Here is a 15,881-nt window from a genome sequence, read left to right on the forward strand (position 1 = left end):
GCCGCATGAGGAACTTGTACGCACGGATCATCCGGCCCACCCCCCTTCGGCTGTCGTGATCAACATAGTGCAGGCCACTGACAACACAGCGAACTTTGGCGCTTCGCGCCTCCGGGCCGAGGATGCGTTTCCCTCCCCGGCTGAAGCCGGGGATACCCACGCAAGATCACGGATGGACCGGTGAGCAGAACGCCGGTACAGAGCGCCGCCGCCCGTCGGGGCCGCCCCAGCTACGACCGTGACTCCCTGCTGGAGGTCGCGGTCGTGGTCTTCAATGAGCGCGGCTACGACGGCACCAGCATGGAAGAGCTGGCCAGGCGCCTGGGCCTGAGCAAGTCGAGCATCTACCACCATGTCTCCGGCAAGGCGGAACTGCTCGACCTCGCCGTCAGCCGCGCCCTGAACGCGCTGTTCGCCGTGCTTGAGGAGGACCAGGACCCCCGGACCTCGGCCACCGCGCGCCTGGAGCGGGTCGTCCACCGCAGCGTCGAGGTGCTGGCCGCCGAACTGCCCTATGTGACGCTGCTGCTCCGGATCCGCGGCAACAGCGCGGCGGAACGGCGGGCGCTGGAGAGGCGGCGTGAGTTCGATCACCGAGTGGCCGAACTGATGACCCGAGCAGCAGCCGAGGGCGGCGTACGCGGCGACATCGATCCCCACCTGGCCGCCAGGCTGCTGTTCGGAACGGTCAACTCCCTGTATCGAGTGGTACCGCCCGAACGGCGACCTACCCGTTTCGGCACTCGCGACGGCCCTGACGAGCGTGCTCTTCGACGGCCTGCACCACGAGAACTGAACCCAGCACCTCGACACCGCCCGTGCGAGGACCCAAGAGCCGACGCGTAGCAGCGCCGAACCGCTCAGCACTGGCCCGCCCCGTCACCGAAGTGCTGAGGAGCGGTGGTACTGGTCCGGGACGTGGACGTCGCCGCCGAGGCCGCGGGCTGCGTGCTGGGCCCAGTAGGGGTTCCGCAGCAGTTCGCGGCCGAGGAGGATCGCGTCGGCTTCATCGTTGGCGAGGATCTTCTCGGCGTGCTCGGGTTCGGTGATGAGGCCGACGGCGGCGACGGGGAGGGTGGTCTCGTTCTTGACTCGGGCGGCGAAGGGGACCTGGTAGCCGGGGGCGGTGGGGATGCGGACGCCGGAGGCGTTGCCGCCGGTGGAGACGTCGAGGAGGTCCACGCCGTGCTCCTTCAGCAGGGCGGCGAAGCGGACGGTGTCGTCGGCGGTCCAGCCGTTGTCCTCGAGCCAGTCGGTGGCGGAGATACGGAAGAACAGCGGGAGGTGGTCGGGCCAGACGGCACGCACGGCGTCGACGACTTCGAGGGCGAAGCGGGTGCGGTTCTCGAAGGAGCCACCGTAGGCGTCGGTGCGCCTGTTGGAATGGTGGGAGAGGAACTCCCCGATGAGGTAGCCGTGGGCGCCGTGGACCTCGACAACCTCGAAGCCGGCTTCCAGCGCGCGGCGTGCGGCGTCCGCGAACTGCCCGACGATTTCCTGGATTTCATCGGTGGTCAGCTCGATGGGCACCGGGTGGCCATCGGCGAAGGCCACGGGGCTGGGGCCCGACGGCTGCCACCCGTGCGCGCCGGGCCCGACCGGGGCGCCGCCCTTCCAGGGGCGGTCGGTGCTGCCCTTGCGTCCGCTGTGCGCGATCTGGATTCCTGGGGTGGTGCCCTGGCTCTTGAGGAAGTCAGTGATCCGGCGCAGGGTCTCGGTCTGGTGGTCGTTCCAGATGCCCAGGTCGTAGGGGGAGATCCGCCCCTCGGGGCTGACCGCGGTCGCCTCGAGGAGGATGAGTCCGGTGCCGCCGGCGGCGCGGGCCGCGTAGTGAGCGAAGTGCCAGTCGTGCGCGACGCCGGCCTCGAGGCCTTCGGGAGCGGCGGAGTACTGGCACATGGGGGCCATCCAGATGCGGTTCGGGATGGTGAGCGAGCGCAGGGTGTAGGGCTCGAAAAGGACACTCACGGCAGACTCCGTTTCGCCGGGAACGACAGGATCGCTAGTACGATACATCTCGTAGTACGAGAATCGTCAAATTACGAAGGTTCTCGTACAACGACCCGCACGCGCATGAGGCCCCTCCCGGCTTTGGACACTGCTGGTCCGGCTCCGGGAGGGGCCTCATGCCCATCCGGGCCGGCCCTTCAGAATTCAGCCGCGGCGCCGCAGCGCAATCTCCGCATCGGCGTCGTAACCCTGGGTCCAGCTGCGCCCGGCGCCCGACTTCCAGGTGATGTGGGCCGTGGCCCCGTCGACCCTGACCGCTTCCACGGTCATGGCCCGGTCGCCGTCCCGTACATCGCCGCGACGCAGCTGCCCCGCCTTGACCGTCACGGGCTCAGCCGACTGCGCGCTCTCCACCTCGTCCGCCGCACGAACGAGAGCCACAGCCAGCTCCCGGGCCTGGGCAGGGGTGCAGATCAGCGAGAACTCCCCCGAAGGACCCGCCGCCCGGACCTCGACCCCAGCCGCAACGGGGGTCACGCCCAGGATCGCACCGCGTCCGCCGGTGCCCTCGATCTCACTCTTCATCGCTCTGCTCTCCCCTTGCCTGTCCCCCGGCTCACTTCAGCCGGAGGCTCTCCGGCGGGCCCAGATAGCCGGGCTTGAGGCCGCCGGTGTCGACCGCCAGGTTCTGCAGCACCATCGTCGGGTCGACCATCCAGAATTTCAGCACATGGACACCGGCTCGGACCGGCGTGGTGCACCATGCGGTGCGATAGGAAGGAGGCCGCAGCCTGACCCCGCATCGGCATCACACGTGCGACATTTTGTGCGGATATAGCGGGTAAACAGGAGCTATGGGAGGCTTTGGCGGATATATTTCAAGGCTCCGACGATCGAACACCGGGCGCTCCCGCACCCTGCTCGGCGTGCGCACCGTGGCCGGGGAAGTCCTGCTGCTGGAGCTGGTGCTCGTAGTGCTGCTCGTCGCCACGGCGGCGTTCTCGCTCGTGGTGCAGGCCCGGAACGCCGCCGTTCGCGATGCCGAGAGTGGTTCGTACGCCGTCGCCCAAACGTTCGCTCACTCCCCCGGCATCGTGGCGGCGCTGGACAGCCCTGATCCCACCGCAGTACTGCAGCCGCTCACTGAGGAAATCCGGAAAACCACCCACGTCGATACGGTCGTCGTGGCCGACATACACGGCATCCGCCTCACCCACCCCGATCCCTCGCTGATCGGCAAGCACATCCTCGGCCCGTACAAGGAGGCGGTTCTCGGGCATGGCTTCACCCGTACCTTCACGGGGAGCCGGGGGCCGGCCGTGAACTCGGTGGTGCCCATACCGAGGGCCGACGGCTCGACCGCCGGCCTGGTGTCCGTGGGCATCGCGATCAATAACGTGAACAAAGTGGCCGACCGCGAAGTGCCGGTGCTGGTCGGCGCCGCGGTGGCCGCACTCGCCCTCACCTCCGGCGGTGCGGCACTGGTCAGCCGACGTCTGCGGCGGCAGACGCATGGCCTCGGCCCCGCCGAGATGACGCGGCTGTACGAGCATCACGACGCGGTGCTGCACTCCGTGCGCGAAGGTGTCCTGATCATCGACGGCGACGGGCGGCTGCTCCTGGCCAACGACGAGGCCCGGCGGCTGCTGAGCCTGCCCGCGAACACCGAGGGGCTTCCAGTAACAGCCATCGGCCTGCCTCCTCCCCTCGCGGAACTGCTCGCCTCCGGCCGCAACGCCTCCGACGAGGTGCGCATGGCCGGTGACCGGCTGCTGGCCGTCAATCTGCGGCCCACCGACGAACATGGCGGACCTGCCGGGACGGTCGCGACCCTGCGGGACACAACGGAACTGGCCGCACTTGCCGACCGGGCCGCAGAGGTACGGGAGCGGCTGCTTCTGCTGCACACAGCCAGTGCACACATCGGTACGACACTGGATGTGAACCGGACCGCGGAGGAGTTGGCGCAGGTGGTGGTCCCCCGCTTCGCCGACTTCGCCTCGGTCGACCTCGCCGAGCCCGTGCTGCGCGGCGAGGAACCGTCGATACCGCTCGGCACCGTGCTGGACCTGCGGCGTACAGCTGTGGCAGGCATGCGCGCCGGCCACCCCTTCTACCCGATCGGGCAAGTCGTCGGGTTCGTTCCCACCAGCCCGGAGGCCCTGGGACTTATCCGTGGGCACACCAAGCTGGTGCCGGACCTGTCCGCCGAACGGGGCTGGCTGGGAGCCGACCCCGAGCGGGCGGCGAGGATCGTCGCGTACGGTGCCCACTCCCTGATCTCCGTTCCGCTGCACGCACGCGGTGCGGTCCTGGGCATGGCGAACTTCTGGCGCTCGGAGAATCCGGACCCCTTCGACGGGGACGATCTGACGTTCGCCGAGGAACTGGTCGCCCGGGCGGCCGTCTGTATCGACAACGCCCGCCGCTACACCCGCGAGCACGAGATGGCGGTGACGCTGCAGCGCAGCCTGCTGCCCCGCGGCCTGCCCGAACAAGCTGCTCTCGACGTCGCCTACCGCTATCTGCCCGCTCAGGCGGGGGTGGGCGGTGACTGGTTCGACGTCATTCCGCTGCCCGGTGCCCGCGTCGCGCTGGTCGTCGGTGACGTCGTCGGGCACGGTCTGCACGCCGCCGCGACGATGGGCCGCCTGCGCACCGCGGTCCACAACTTCTCCGCACTGGACCTTCCGGCCGACGAGCTCCTCGCCCGCATCGACGAAGTGATCGCACGGATCGACCGGACGGAGAACACCGACGACGGGGCCGCGGAGATCACGGGGGCCACCTGCCTGTACGCCGTCTATGACCCGGTGGCCGGCACCTGCTCCGCCGCCCGGGCCGGTCATCCCGGTCCCGTCCTGGTGCTGCCCGACGGCACGGTGCAGGTCCCCGACGTCCCCGCAGGCCTGCCCCTGGGCATCGGCGGACTGCCCTTCGAGGCGATGGAGCTGTCCCTGCCGGAGGGGAGCCGCATGGTCTTCTACACGGACGGTCTCGTCCGGTCGCGCGAGCGGGACTTCACCACCGGACTCGGCACGATGCGCGAAACGCTGGCCGGACAGCACCGGACTCCGGAAGAGACCTGCGACGACCTGATCTCTGCGCTCCTGCCCACACCTCCGGGTGACGACGCCGTCCTCCTGGTGGCCGCCACCCACATCCTCGCCCCCTCCCGTGTCGGCGAATGGGACGTCGAGCCCGACCCGTCGGCCGTCGCCGGGATCCGCAAGGACGTGTCCCAGTGGCTCATCGACCGGGGACTGGAGGAAGAGACCTTTGCCACCGAGCTGATCCTCAGTGAGCTGGTCACCAACGCCATCCGCTACGGCGCCCCTCCCATCCGGGTCCGGATGCTGCACGACCGTGCTCTGATCTGCGAGGTGTCCGACTCCAGCAGCACCGCACCGCATCTGCGCTATGCGTCGACGACGGATGAGGGTGGCCGCGGACTGTATCTCGTCGCCCAGTTCGCCGATCGCTGGGGCACCCGCTATACAGCCGAGGGCAAGGTCATCTGGTCCGAACAGACACCGGGCGCGGCTGAGGCGCCGGAGTTCGAGTGGAACGACGGGACCCTGGGTCTCTGAGCGCACCGCCATGAGCGCCGTCGCCGGATGAACCGGCGCCTCGCGGTGGGGAGTCGCGGCACAAGCCCGCCCAGGACGTGTGCCTCGGCAAGCTTCCGGCCGTCCCTCATCGAGCACAACAACCTCGGCGTCCGGGCATTGCCGGTCGGTCTTATTCCGTTGCAGGTCGGACAGGGTGTGCGTACGGTCGACCGGCATGACGCTCCTCACCCTGCACACCGCACGGCTGCGCCTGGAACCGTACACACCTGCCGACGAGGACGATTTCGTGGCGCTCTTCCAGGACACCCGGGTATCCCGGTGGATGGGGGACGGCCCTGCGGCGGAGGCCGAGGACCGTGCCCTGTTCGGGCGGATCTTCAGCAAGGTGTACGCGCAGGATCTATTCAACATCTGGGCGGTGCGGCAGGACAGCCGGTTCGTCGGCCATGCGGAGATCAAGCCGTCGTCGGACGTGGACGGCCACGAGATCGTCTACGCGCTGGCTCAGAGCTCCTGGGGGCAGGGGCTCGGGACCGAGATCGCGCAGGCACTCACCGTGTACGGGTTCGCCACCCTGAAGCTGACCGCGGTGCACGCGACGGTCGCCGCGGAGAACGCCGCGTCGCTCGCGCTGCTGGGCCGGATCGACTTCCGGCACGTGCGGAACAGGACGGAGGACGACGGGAGCATCACCCGGGTCCTTACCGCGACCGCGGCCACGGACACTCAGCCGCTGTAGACGTCGAGACAACCGCACATCCCGAACTTTCCGTAGGCCGAAGGCTGTTGAGCGTGCACACGGGCAGCGGCGAGATGACCGCCGTCCCCGAGCGCCAGGGCGTCGAGCTGTTCACCGGTTGCCCGGGACGCGGCGGCGGCGCCCTGTTCCCAGCGCCCCCGCCAGTCGTCCGTCCGATGCTTCACGAGCGCGGCGGCCGCCCGGTGGAAAGCGGCGAGCGGCTCGGTGTCGCCCGCCTCCGCGGCCCGGCGCAGAGCCAGAAACCCCTGGACGGCGAGGTCGCGGCGGGCACGGGCGGCGCCTTCTTGTTCCGGCTCGGAACCGTCGACGGGCAGAGCAACGGCCGCGCGATACGTGTCGGGGTCCGTCAGGAAGCGGGGCGGGAGGGTGAGCACGGCGTCGCCCGCCTCGGGCAGTCCGCTGTTCTGCATGAGAACGACGATGCGCAGGTCGTCGTCGTTGACGAGCCGGTGGATCGTACCGGGGGTGAACCACACCAGCGAACCGGCGGCCAGGGGAGTCTGCCGGTAGCCGGACACGGTGAGCGTCTGCACCGAGCCCGTGCCCCCGACCACCACATACCCTTCGGAACAGGTGAGATGGAGGTGGGGCGTGCCGCCGCGCAGTCCGTCCTCGGTGGGCCAGTCGTAGACCCTGAGGTGGGAGACGGCCACGGCGCCGGGCAGTCCTTCGAAGGTCTCCACGCGCGCTCCTCGGTCCGGTTCGTCGGCTGTTCGTCGGGGGCCGATCGATGGCCCACCACATGGGCAAGCGCTTTCTACGAGGAAATTACGGCCCATCCGGGACGGCGGTCAAGGGTGCCCCGGCAGTGTCGGCCACGCCCCGGGGTGCCGGATCGGGCCCCTCCTCCGCACTCGCCGTCCGGCCTGCACAAACGCCTACTCTGCGGGCCACTGTCAGTGGCCGGGTGCAGACTGGCCCGTATCCGTCACAAAGGCGTTTCGGGAGGTGTCGGCAATGCCCGACGTACTGCTCACTGTGGGAACCCGCAAAGGACTCTTCATCGGCCGCAGACGCCGTGGCACATGGGAGTTCGGCGACCCGCATTTCAACGCGCAGGCGATCTACTCCATCGCCATCGACACCCGCGGGCGGGCCACCCGGCTGCTCGTCGGCGGGGACAGCGCGCACTGGGGACCCTCGGTGTTCCACTCCGACGATCTGGGCGCGACCTGGGTCGAGCCGAAGCAACCGGCGGTGAAATTCCCCCAGTTCACCGGGGCCTCGCTGGAGCGGGTCTGGCAGCTGCACCCGGCCGGGGCGGAAGCGCCGGATGTCGTGTACGCGGGGACGGAGCCGGCCGCGCTGTTCCGCTCCGAGGACCGCGGGGAATCGTTCGAGCTGGTGCGCCCGCTGTGGGAGCATCCGACGCGCTCGAAATGGGTCCCGGGCGGGGGCGGCGAGGGGCTGCACACGATCCTGACCGATTCGAGGGACCCACAGGCGGTGACCGTCGCGGTCTCCACGGCCGGTGTGTTCCGCACCAAGGACGGCGGGGCGAGTTGGGCTCCGTCGAACAAGGGGGTGTCGGCGGTCTTCCTGCCGGATCCGAACCCGGAGTTCGGCCAGTGCGTCCACAAAGTCACCCGGGATGCGGTCGATCCGGACCGGCTCTATCTCCAGAACCACTGGGGTGTGTTCCGCAGTGACGACTCCGGGGACAACTGGACGGACGTCGGCGGGGGGCTGCCCTCCGACTTCGGCTTCGCCGCGGCCGCGCATCCTCACCGGGCGGAGACGGCGTACGTCTTCCCGATCAACGCGGACGCCGACCGTGTCCCGGCCGAGCACCGCTGCCGGGTGTTCCGTACGAGCGACGCGGGCAACAGTTGGGAGCCGCTGTCCGCCGGACTGCCCGAGGAGACGCATTACGGCACGGTGCTGCGCGACGCCCTCTGCACGGACGACGCCGATCCGGCGGGGGTCTATTTCGGCAATCGCAACGGCGAGGTGTACGCGAGCGAGGACGACGGGGACAGCTGGGAACAGCTCGCCTCGCATCTGCCGGATGTCCTCTGTGTACGGGCGGCAGTCGTCGGCGGTTGATCACCCCGGTCGTATGAGCAGTAGAGTGCGGCCCGTGGCAGCAAGACCGTTGAAAGAAATCATCGAGCCGGGATGGGCGCAGGCCCTGGAACCCGTGGCCGAACGCATCGCCGCGATGGGCGACTTCCTGCGCGCGGAGATCGCCGCAGGGCGCACCTATCTGCCCGCGGGGCAGAATGTGCTCCGGGCGTTCCAGCAGCCGTTCGACGAGGTGCGGGTCCTGATCGTCGGTCAGGACCCGTACCCCACACCGGGACATGCGGTGGGACTGAGCTTCGCCGTCGCGCCGGAGGTCCGGCCGCTGCCGGGCAGCCTGGAGAACATCTACCGGGAACTTCACACAGACCTGGGGCTGCCCCGGCCGTCCAACGGCGATCTGACACCCTGGACCCGCCAGGGGGTGCTGCTGCTCAACAGGGCGCTGACCACGGCGCCCCGTAAGCCGGCGGCGCATCGCGGCAAGGGCTGGGAAGAAGTGACCGAGCAGGCGATCCGGGCGCTGGTGGCGCGCGGAACACCGCTGGTGTCCGTCCTGTGGGGGCGCGACGCCCGCAATCTGCGGCCGCTGCTGGGTGACCTCCCGGCGATCGAGTCCTCGCACCCCTCTCCCATGTCCGCGGACCGCGGGTTCTTCGGCTCGCGGCCGTTCAGCCGGGCCAATGAACTGCTGGAGCGCCAGGGCGCCCGGCCGGTCGACTGGCAGCTTCCGTGACTGCCGCCGCGGGGTCGTACGTCCTCGGAGTGGACTCGGGCGGTTCCGGGCTCCGAGTGGCGCTCGGCTCGATCGGGGGCGAGAAGCCGGTGGCGACGGCAGTCTGCGCCGAGCCGGTGCGTACGGGTCCGGCCGGGATCGATGCCGGACACCTGCTGGAGCAGTTGCTTCCCGCCATCGACGAGTTGCGGGCGCAGGCCGGGGAGCGGGCGGAGACGGCCGCAGGCTTGTCCGTCGTCGCCGTGGCGATCGGCGCCGCCGGCATGGCGACGCTCGGGGACCAGCTGCGCGCGGAGCTGCCGGCGGCGCTGGAGCGGGCACTCGGGGTGCAGCTGCTGGCGCTGGCGGCCGACGCGGTGACGGCGTACGCGGGAGCGGTCGGGCAGCGACCGGGAGCCGTCGTCGCGGGCGGCACCGGCATGATCGCGCTGGGGACGGATCTGACGAGCTGGCGCCGGGCCGACGGCTGGGGTCATCTCCTCGGCGACAGCGGCGGCGGCGCCTGGATCGGGCGGGCCGGACTCGACGCGGCGATGCGCGCCCATGACGGGCGGCGCGGCGGTTCGGCCGCGCTACTGGCCCGGCTGGAGGCGGTGTTCGGTCCGGCGCCGGAGCTCCCCGGTCTGCTCTATCCGCGTACCGACCGCCCGGCACTGCTGGCCTCGTTCGCCCCCGAGGTCGCCGCGTGCGCCGGGGACGATCCGGTCGCCGCGGGCATTCTGCGGGACGCCGCCGGTCATATCGCAGAGGCGGCCGCCGCGGTGTGCCCGGAGCGCGGGGTGGCCGACGAGCCGTGCGAAGTGGCCCTGACGGGTGGCTTGTTCCGGATGGGCGATCCGCTGCTCGTACCGCTGCGTGAAGAGCTCTCCCGGCAACTGCCGCGGGCGCGGACGGTCCCCGGTTCGGGTGATCCGCTGACCGGTTCGCTGCGCATCGCCGAGGCGATGGCCACCGGTGAGCTGCGGTTGCCGCTCCACCCGACGCTGCTGTGCGTACCCGCGTACGGGCCCGGGCCGGGGCGACCGTAAGGGGCGACAGAGCAGGGCAGTTGACCGGTAAGCCATTGATCGGATAAAAGCGGACAGATAACGCCTGACTGGGCCCTCCCCGAACGGTGAGGCACCCAAAACCAGTAGCATGCGGCGCCATGAGCACCCCCACTGAGCCCGCTTCCGGCCTGCCTGTACGAATGCCGCGACCTCGCCAGTCCGGACGGCACCGCCGCCCGGAGCCCGTGGTCGCACCCGAGGGCGCTGCCGCGCTCGTTCTCGCCGTTCCCGGTACCCCCTCTTCGGCCACGCGCAGTCTGGCCGAAGAGGTGATCAGCATTGCCCGTTCAGAGCTGCCCGGTCTCCATGTCCGGATCGGGTACCTCGACGGCGACGATGCCGAGTACCCCACGCTCGTCTCCGTACTCGCGGATGCCGCCGCCGAGCGCATCGCGCGCTTCGAGCAGGCGAAGGCCGCGGGCCGTGAGGCCGCCGAGCCCGAGGGCCCGGCCGCCGTCGTGGTGCCGCTCCTCGCGGGGCCGGACAACGCCCTGCTCCGGCGGATACGTCAAGCCGTCATGGACAGCCGTGCGCCGGTCGAGCTGACCGACGTGCTCGGCCCGCACCCGCTGCTCGCCGAGGCGCTGCACGTACGCCTCTCCGAGGCCGGTCTGGCCCGCGCCGACCGCGCCAGGCTGTTCACCGTGGCCACGGCCGCGGACGGGATCGTGCTGGCCACGGTGGGTGGCGAGGAGGCCGTGCAGGCCGCGGGGATCACCGGCATGCTGCTGGCCGCCCGCCTCGCGGTGCCGGTGATGGCCGCTGCTCTCGATGTCGAGGGTTCGGTCGCGTCCATCGCCGACCAGCTGAAGGCCTCCGGTTCGGTGCAACTGGCCGTGGCGCCTTACCTGGTGGGTCCCGAGGTGCCCGAGGGGCTGCTGGATACCGCCGCAAAGGAGGCGGGCTGCGCGACGGCCGAGCCGCTCGGCGCGTACCCGGCGATCGGCAAGCTCGTCCTGTCGCTGTACACGACGGCGCTGGGCATCGCCCCGGCGACCCCGCAGGGGGCCCAGGCCCACTGACCTGATCAGCACGGAGCAGCGGGCCCGTACCGGACGTTCGGCCGGTACGGGCCCGCTGTGTCTGCCGTCTCGCACCCGGGGGCGGACCGCGGGTCGGATCAGTCGAAGATCACGCAGGAGACGGCAGGAGCGGTCAGGGAACCCGTGTGGCGTGGGATGCCGGTGCTCGGGTCGACGGCGAACCAGCTGACGTTCCCGGACCGTTCATTGGCCGCGTACAGCCACTGCCCGGTGGGGTCGAGGGCAAGGTCGCGCGGCCAGTGGCCACCGCAGCTCACGGTTGTGACCAGGGACGCCTTCTCGCCTGTCGCGTCGAGGGTGAGGACGGCGATGCTGTCGTGTCCTCGGTTGGCGGCCCAGAGGAAGCGGCCGTCGCGCGAGACGACGAGCTCGGACGGGTAGACGACCGCGTCGGCGGCCACGTCCTCGGGCACGACGGTCGTTTCGCCGACCGGTGTGAGGGTTCCGGTGGCGGCTTCCCACCGGCAGACGGTGACGGTCGGTTCGAGTTCGTTCAGGACGTAGGCATGGGTGCCTGCGGGGTGGAAGGCCAGGTGGCGCGGTCCGGTGCCCGGTCGCAGCGCCGTCTCGTCGTGCAGGTGCAGCGTGCCGGTGCTCGGGTCGAGGGCGCAGACGCGTACGGAGTCGGTTCCGAGGTCCACGCTCAGCACCCAGGCGCCCGACGGGTCGGCGAGCACCTGGTGGGCGTGCGGGGCTTGCTGACGGACCGGGTGCGGTCCGCTTCCCTCGTGCCGGAGCACGGAAGTGGCGGCGTCCAGCGATCCGTCGGCGCGCACGGGGAGGGCGGTGACGCTGCCGGAGCCGTAGTTGGCGGTGATCAGGTATCCACCGGTCAGTGCGAGGTGGGTGGGTCCACTGCCGTCCACCGGCCGGATCCTGCCGAGCAGCCGCAGGTCGTCGCCGGTGAGGTCGAGGGCGGCGGCCGCGCCGGACTCGGTCTCGCTGACCGTGTAGAGGGTGGTGGAGCCGGGGCCCAGGGCGAGATACGAAGGATCGGGGACGATGTCCGTGGTGGCGAGGACGGTCAGCGCCCCGGTCTCCCGGTCCACGGCCGCGACGGTGACCCCCCGACCGCCCGCCGACGTGAACGACCCTATGTATGCCCGTCCCGCACCGTTGCTGCTCACCGCTTCTGCCCCTCTCCGCCGACTGATCACGACGGCTCGGACCGCCGTGATCCTCCGCGACGGTAGCAGTGCAGCTTGTGCGGCCCAGTGCCGTGACCGGCAGTGTGTGCCCCATGAGGAGCGTCGTCCGGTGCATGCAGAGCCGGGGGGAGCGCTGGACCAGGGCCGTGTCACCACCGTCTGCTGCCGCGGGTCACAGGTCAGGCCGGGACGAGCGGGGCGCGGGGCGAGGTGCGCAGGGTCGCGGCGAGTTCCGCGAGGGCCCGCTCCAGGGCGTGCAGATGCGCGAGTGCGGCCTCGGCGCCGGGGTGGTGGTGCGGTGCGTGTGCGGGCGCGGCGTTCAGTTCCGTACGGACGGGTCCCGGCTGCGCCAGGGCGAGCACCGCGGCCTCGACGCGGCGGCAGGCCGCTCCGAGCCGGGCGTCGTGCGAAGCGTCGGGATCGGCGGTGACCGCGGCGAGACCACGCACCTCGCGGGCGCACAGGTCGAGCAGGGCGAGGACCTGGCGGGCGCGCGCCTTACGGGCCCGCAGCGGGTTGAGTGGATGCACCAGTGGGGCGAGCGAGAGCCGGACCCGGCCGAGCAGCGCCTCCAGTTCGGTCACCTGCGGACCGGGGTCGGCGGTCGGGGAACCGGCCAGACGGGCGGCAGCCCCGGCCGTGCAGGCGTGCACGCAGCGCAGTGCCCGCTGGATCCAGGCGTCAGTGGTCGCGTGGAGGGTGACGGGCAGCACGAGAAGGACGGCGAGCGTCGAGCCGAGGGCTCCGGCCCCGGTCTCCGTGAGGCGGAGCACGAGCAGCCCCGGATTCAGGACGCCGAGCAGGCCGTACAGCAGTCCGGCCATCACGGTCACGAAGAAGACCATCCAGCTGTACGAGACGGCGGCGGTGTAGAAGATGCCGAAGACGCAGACGGCGACGAGGACCGCGGTGGGGACCGTGTCGCCGTGCAGCGGCACGGCGACCAGCAGCCCTGCGGCGATCCCGGCCGCCGTGCCGAGGATGCGGCGGAAGCCGCGGACCAGCGTCTCGCCGCGCGAGGCGGTGTTCACGAAGACCCACCAGACGGTGCCGACGGCCCAGTACCAGCGGTCGGCGGACAGCAGCTGCCCGATGCCGAGCGCGAAGGCGCTGGCGGCGGTCGCCTGGAGCGCCTGCCGCGTCGTAGCCCGGGCCAGCCCGCGACTGCCCTGGAGTGTGGGTACGACGGGCGTGGGCAGCCGACGTTCGTAGCACCAGGCGCCGAAGCGGATGGCCGAGGCGGTGATGAGCGAGAGTGCGACGGCGGCGTACAGCTCGGGCAGTTGGCCTGGTACGACGTGCAGGAACTGCGCCATGAAGAACGCCATGAACGCGAAAACCCCCAGGGCATGACCGCGGGGACCCCAGCGGCGCGCGTACACCCCCGCACAGACAACGGCGAGGAACGCGGCGTCACGCGCCAGGGGGTAGTCGTGCAGCGCCGTCGCGAGCGCCAGGACCGGGAATCCGACAACGGGCAGCAGCACGGTGGTGAGCGCCTGGTCGCGGACCTGGGCGTCGGTGACCGTGAAGAGTGCAAGCAGAGCGGCGAGGCCGCCGGCGACGGACGCGGGAAGCGAGTGACTGACGAGGCCCGAAAGGGTCACGGCCAGACCGATGCCGACAACGGCCCGGGCCGAGCTGCGCAGCCGCAGCCGCCCCGGGTCCGGAGCCACCAACATCCGCTTCAGCACCGATGACCACTCCCTGTTCTGTCCGGGCATGAAAAAGGCGCCGCGGGATCCGCAGCGCCATCGACTGGTCCAATCAGAGCATCTCGCCACCATCTGGCTCAAGTCGAGCAGACACAGTTGAGCCATTGGCACAGCCTGATGGGCTTTCGATGTGCCAGGCGCGCACCAATGGACCACGTCCTGCGCAACCGTCGGGCCGAAGAAAGGCCGTCCGAGCGATTCACGCGCGGGCCTCGGCACGGGCGCGCTTCCAGGATCCGTCCCGCGAGGTCAGCCGCACTCCGGGGGTGTGCGGCGAGCGCGCAGGAGAAGCGGCAGAACGGCGGTCGCCGCGGCGAGTACCGCGAAGCCCCAGGTCAAGGTCGCGGCACCGGCGACGGCGGCGACCAGCAACGGGCCTCCGGCGTCGCCGAGTTCACGTCCGAGTTCGGCCGTCCCCATGGTCTGACCGAGTCGTTCCTCCGGGGTGGCACCCGCGAGGGCGGCGAAGCCCAGCGGAGTGATCAGCCCGGTTCCGGCCCCGATCAGCACGGCGGCCGACAGGATGCCCGGCAGGCCGCGCAGCATGGCGGCGGCGAGTCCGCACGCGGTGACCAGCAGTCCGGCCACCAGCCCCCCGCCGGCGCCCAGGCGCCCGTGGTCCAGGGCTCGCCCGGCCCACGGCTGCACGAGCGCGGCGCACAGGGCGAGGACGGAGACAGCCGCGCCGGTGGCCACCGGCGACAGACCGGCAGCCACTCCGGACACCGGCAGGAACCCGACCCCGACGGACAGCGCGGCGGTGGCGGCGGCCAGGGCCGCCACCGGCCGCAGAAAAGCACCGTCGGCCAGTCGCCGGACGAGCCCCAGGACGGTCTGACGGGTCTTGGGCAGAGGCGGAACAGCAGGTACCGCGAACACGGCCCACAGGGCGACCGCGGCAGCCAGCGCGCCCAGCACCGCGAACAGCAGCGTCAGGCCGCCGGCCCAGACCAGCACGCCGCCGAGCAAGGGTCCTGCGGTGTAGCCGATGCCCTTGAAGAATCCGTACGAGCCGAATGCGCGGCCGTGCCGGGCCTGCGGGCTGAGCCGGGCCACCAGCGCGGAGGCGGCAGGTGAGAACGCGGACGCGGCCGCGCCCTGTCCGAGGCGGGCGGCCCACAGCCAGCCGGGGTCGCGGACCACCACGAAGATTGCGGAGGTGGCGGCGAACGCAATGAGCCCGCCGAGCAGCACCGGCCGGGCGCCGATCCGGTCGGCGAGCGTCCCGAACACCGGCTTGAGCACCACCTCGGCCCCGTCGTAGAGCGCGAGCAACAGCCCGAGATACAGCACCGAACGCGTCAGCCCGGCATCGCCCTGGCCGAGGTTGGCGGCGACGCCGTGCGCGCCGAAGGCGGTGGTGAACCCGGCTGCGTACAGCGGCCACATCCGCCGCCGCGATCCCGCGGGCAGAAGCCTCGATTCCTGGGCAGGCCCGGGGGTCACGGCTGCCGCCGTACCGCGACCCGGTGCCGGGACGGCCGCGTCGGCAGCCACACCATCAGCACCACCCACCGCAGCGGGGACGCCGAAGACTCCTCACCCACCGAGCAAACGTAACAGTCGTTACGTCATGAGGAGCGGGCGTCACGTGCTGGGCGCGACCTGCGCCCCTTTCGGCCAGCTTTGCCCCCGCCGGAACGCGGGCGGAGATTTCCTGGTCGCCTCTCACCTGGGCGCGGTCCGGGCCGGAGCCCCCGCGCGCTTCGCAGGCAAAAATCCGCAAAACGTGACCGGTTACACGCTGCGCATCCCGTTGCGGTCCGAGCGCGGTTCGCCGCACCCGAACCCCTCGCCGCCGACTCGCTCATCGAAGGAACTAGCGAGCAAAAGCCTTCATTTCGAAGATCATCAAGTGAACACGGGCACCGAACCATCAAGTTGTC

General features: G+C 71.0%; 12 protein-coding genes and 2 pseudogenes. 7 read left to right on the forward strand and 7 right to left on the reverse strand.

Annotated features, from left to right (window positions below):
• Positions 1-180 precede the first annotated feature (180 nt).
• Positions 181-796, forward strand: a pseudogene (locus tag ACNPQM_RS11835) (TetR/AcrR family transcriptional regulator).
• Positions 797-879: 83 nt separating this feature from the next.
• On the opposite strand, the gene ACNPQM_RS11840 reads toward ACNPQM_RS11835, so the two are convergent.
• The 3 genes and pseudogenes from ACNPQM_RS11840 to ACNPQM_RS11850 form a co-directional block, all read right to left on the reverse strand.
• Positions 880-1,968: an NADH:flavin oxidoreductase/NADH oxidase gene (locus ACNPQM_RS11840; RefSeq protein WP_418083937.1), complete on the reverse strand. Its 1,089-nt coding sequence runs from the start codon at positions 1,966-1,968 to the stop codon at positions 880-882.
• Positions 1,969-2,154: 186 nt separating this feature from the next.
• Positions 2,155-2,535: a hypothetical protein gene (locus ACNPQM_RS11845; protein ID WP_358860589.1), complete on the reverse strand. Its 381-nt coding sequence runs from the start codon at positions 2,533-2,535 to the stop codon at positions 2,155-2,157.
• A gap of 31 nt (positions 2,536-2,566) precedes the next feature.
• Positions 2,567-2,689: pseudogene (locus ACNPQM_RS11850) on the reverse strand (hypothetical protein); the annotation flags it as partial.
• Positions 2,690-2,804: 115 nt separating this feature from the next.
• Between ACNPQM_RS11850 and ACNPQM_RS11855 the strand changes: the two are divergent.
• Together ACNPQM_RS11855 and ACNPQM_RS11860 are read left to right on the forward strand one after the other, a co-directional pair.
• On the forward strand, positions 2,805-5,540 hold the full coding sequence (locus tag ACNPQM_RS11855) for a SpoIIE family protein phosphatase (RefSeq protein ID WP_418083938.1): 2,736 nt from the start codon (positions 2,805-2,807) through the stop codon (positions 5,538-5,540).
• Between the two features lie 196 nt (positions 5,541-5,736).
• A complete protein-coding gene (locus ACNPQM_RS11860; RefSeq protein WP_418083939.1) occupies positions 5,737-6,261 on the forward strand; it encodes a GNAT family N-acetyltransferase in 525 nt (174 codons plus the stop codon).
• Here ACNPQM_RS11860 and ACNPQM_RS11865 read toward each other — a convergent pair.
• Entirely contained in the window at positions 6,249-6,965 is a 717-nt protein-coding gene (locus tag ACNPQM_RS11865) for a cupin domain-containing protein (RefSeq protein WP_418083940.1), read from the reverse strand. The genes ACNPQM_RS11860 and ACNPQM_RS11865 overlap by 13 nt on opposite strands.
• A gap of 274 nt (positions 6,966-7,239) precedes the next feature.
• Between ACNPQM_RS11865 and ACNPQM_RS11870 the strand changes: the two genes are divergently transcribed.
• The 4 genes from ACNPQM_RS11870 (at position 7,240) to ACNPQM_RS11885 (ending at position 11,111) form a co-directional block, all read left to right on the forward strand.
• Positions 7,240-8,328, forward strand: a complete 1,089-nt coding sequence (locus tag ACNPQM_RS11870) for a WD40/YVTN/BNR-like repeat-containing protein (RefSeq protein ID WP_418083941.1) — start codon at positions 7,240-7,242, stop codon at positions 8,326-8,328.
• 34 nt (positions 8,329-8,362) lie between these two features.
• Positions 8,363-9,040, forward strand: a complete 678-nt coding sequence (locus ACNPQM_RS11875; protein ID WP_358860584.1) for a uracil-DNA glycosylase — start codon at positions 8,363-8,365, stop codon at positions 9,038-9,040.
• Complete coding sequence (locus tag ACNPQM_RS11880) at positions 9,037-10,068, forward strand: N-acetylglucosamine kinase (RefSeq protein WP_418083942.1); 1,032 nt, start codon at positions 9,037-9,039, stop codon at positions 10,066-10,068. Before ACNPQM_RS11875 ends, ACNPQM_RS11880 begins: the two co-directional genes overlap by 4 nt.
• A 119-nt stretch (positions 10,069-10,187) precedes the next feature.
• Positions 10,188-11,111, forward strand: coding sequence for a sirohydrochlorin chelatase (locus tag ACNPQM_RS11885; RefSeq protein WP_358860582.1), 924 nt, complete (start codon positions 10,188-10,190; stop codon positions 11,109-11,111).
• A gap of 98 nt (positions 11,112-11,209) precedes the next feature.
• Here the strand turns inward: ACNPQM_RS11885 and ACNPQM_RS11890 are convergent, their stop codons facing one another.
• The 3 genes from ACNPQM_RS11890 to ACNPQM_RS11900 all read right to left on the reverse strand — a co-directional run bounded on the left by ACNPQM_RS11890 (position 11,210) and on the right by ACNPQM_RS11900 (position 15,384).
• Complete coding sequence (locus ACNPQM_RS11890) at positions 11,210-12,259, reverse strand: lactonase family protein (protein WP_418083943.1); 1,050 nt, start codon at positions 12,257-12,259, stop codon at positions 11,210-11,212.
• A gap of 200 nt (positions 12,260-12,459) precedes the next feature.
• Positions 12,460-13,974, reverse strand: coding sequence for an FUSC family protein (locus ACNPQM_RS11895; protein ID WP_418083944.1), 1,515 nt, complete (start codon positions 13,972-13,974; stop codon positions 12,460-12,462).
• A gap of 270 nt (positions 13,975-14,244) precedes the next feature.
• Positions 14,245-15,384, reverse strand: coding sequence for an MFS transporter (locus ACNPQM_RS11900; RefSeq protein ID WP_418084043.1), 1,140 nt, complete (start codon positions 15,382-15,384; stop codon positions 14,245-14,247).
• Positions 15,385-15,881: the final 497 nt, after the last annotated feature.

This window comes from Streptomyces sp. NPDC056231 (genome assembly GCF_048270745.1).
Taxonomy (GTDB): domain Bacteria; phylum Actinomycetota; class Actinomycetes; order Streptomycetales; family Streptomycetaceae; genus Streptomyces.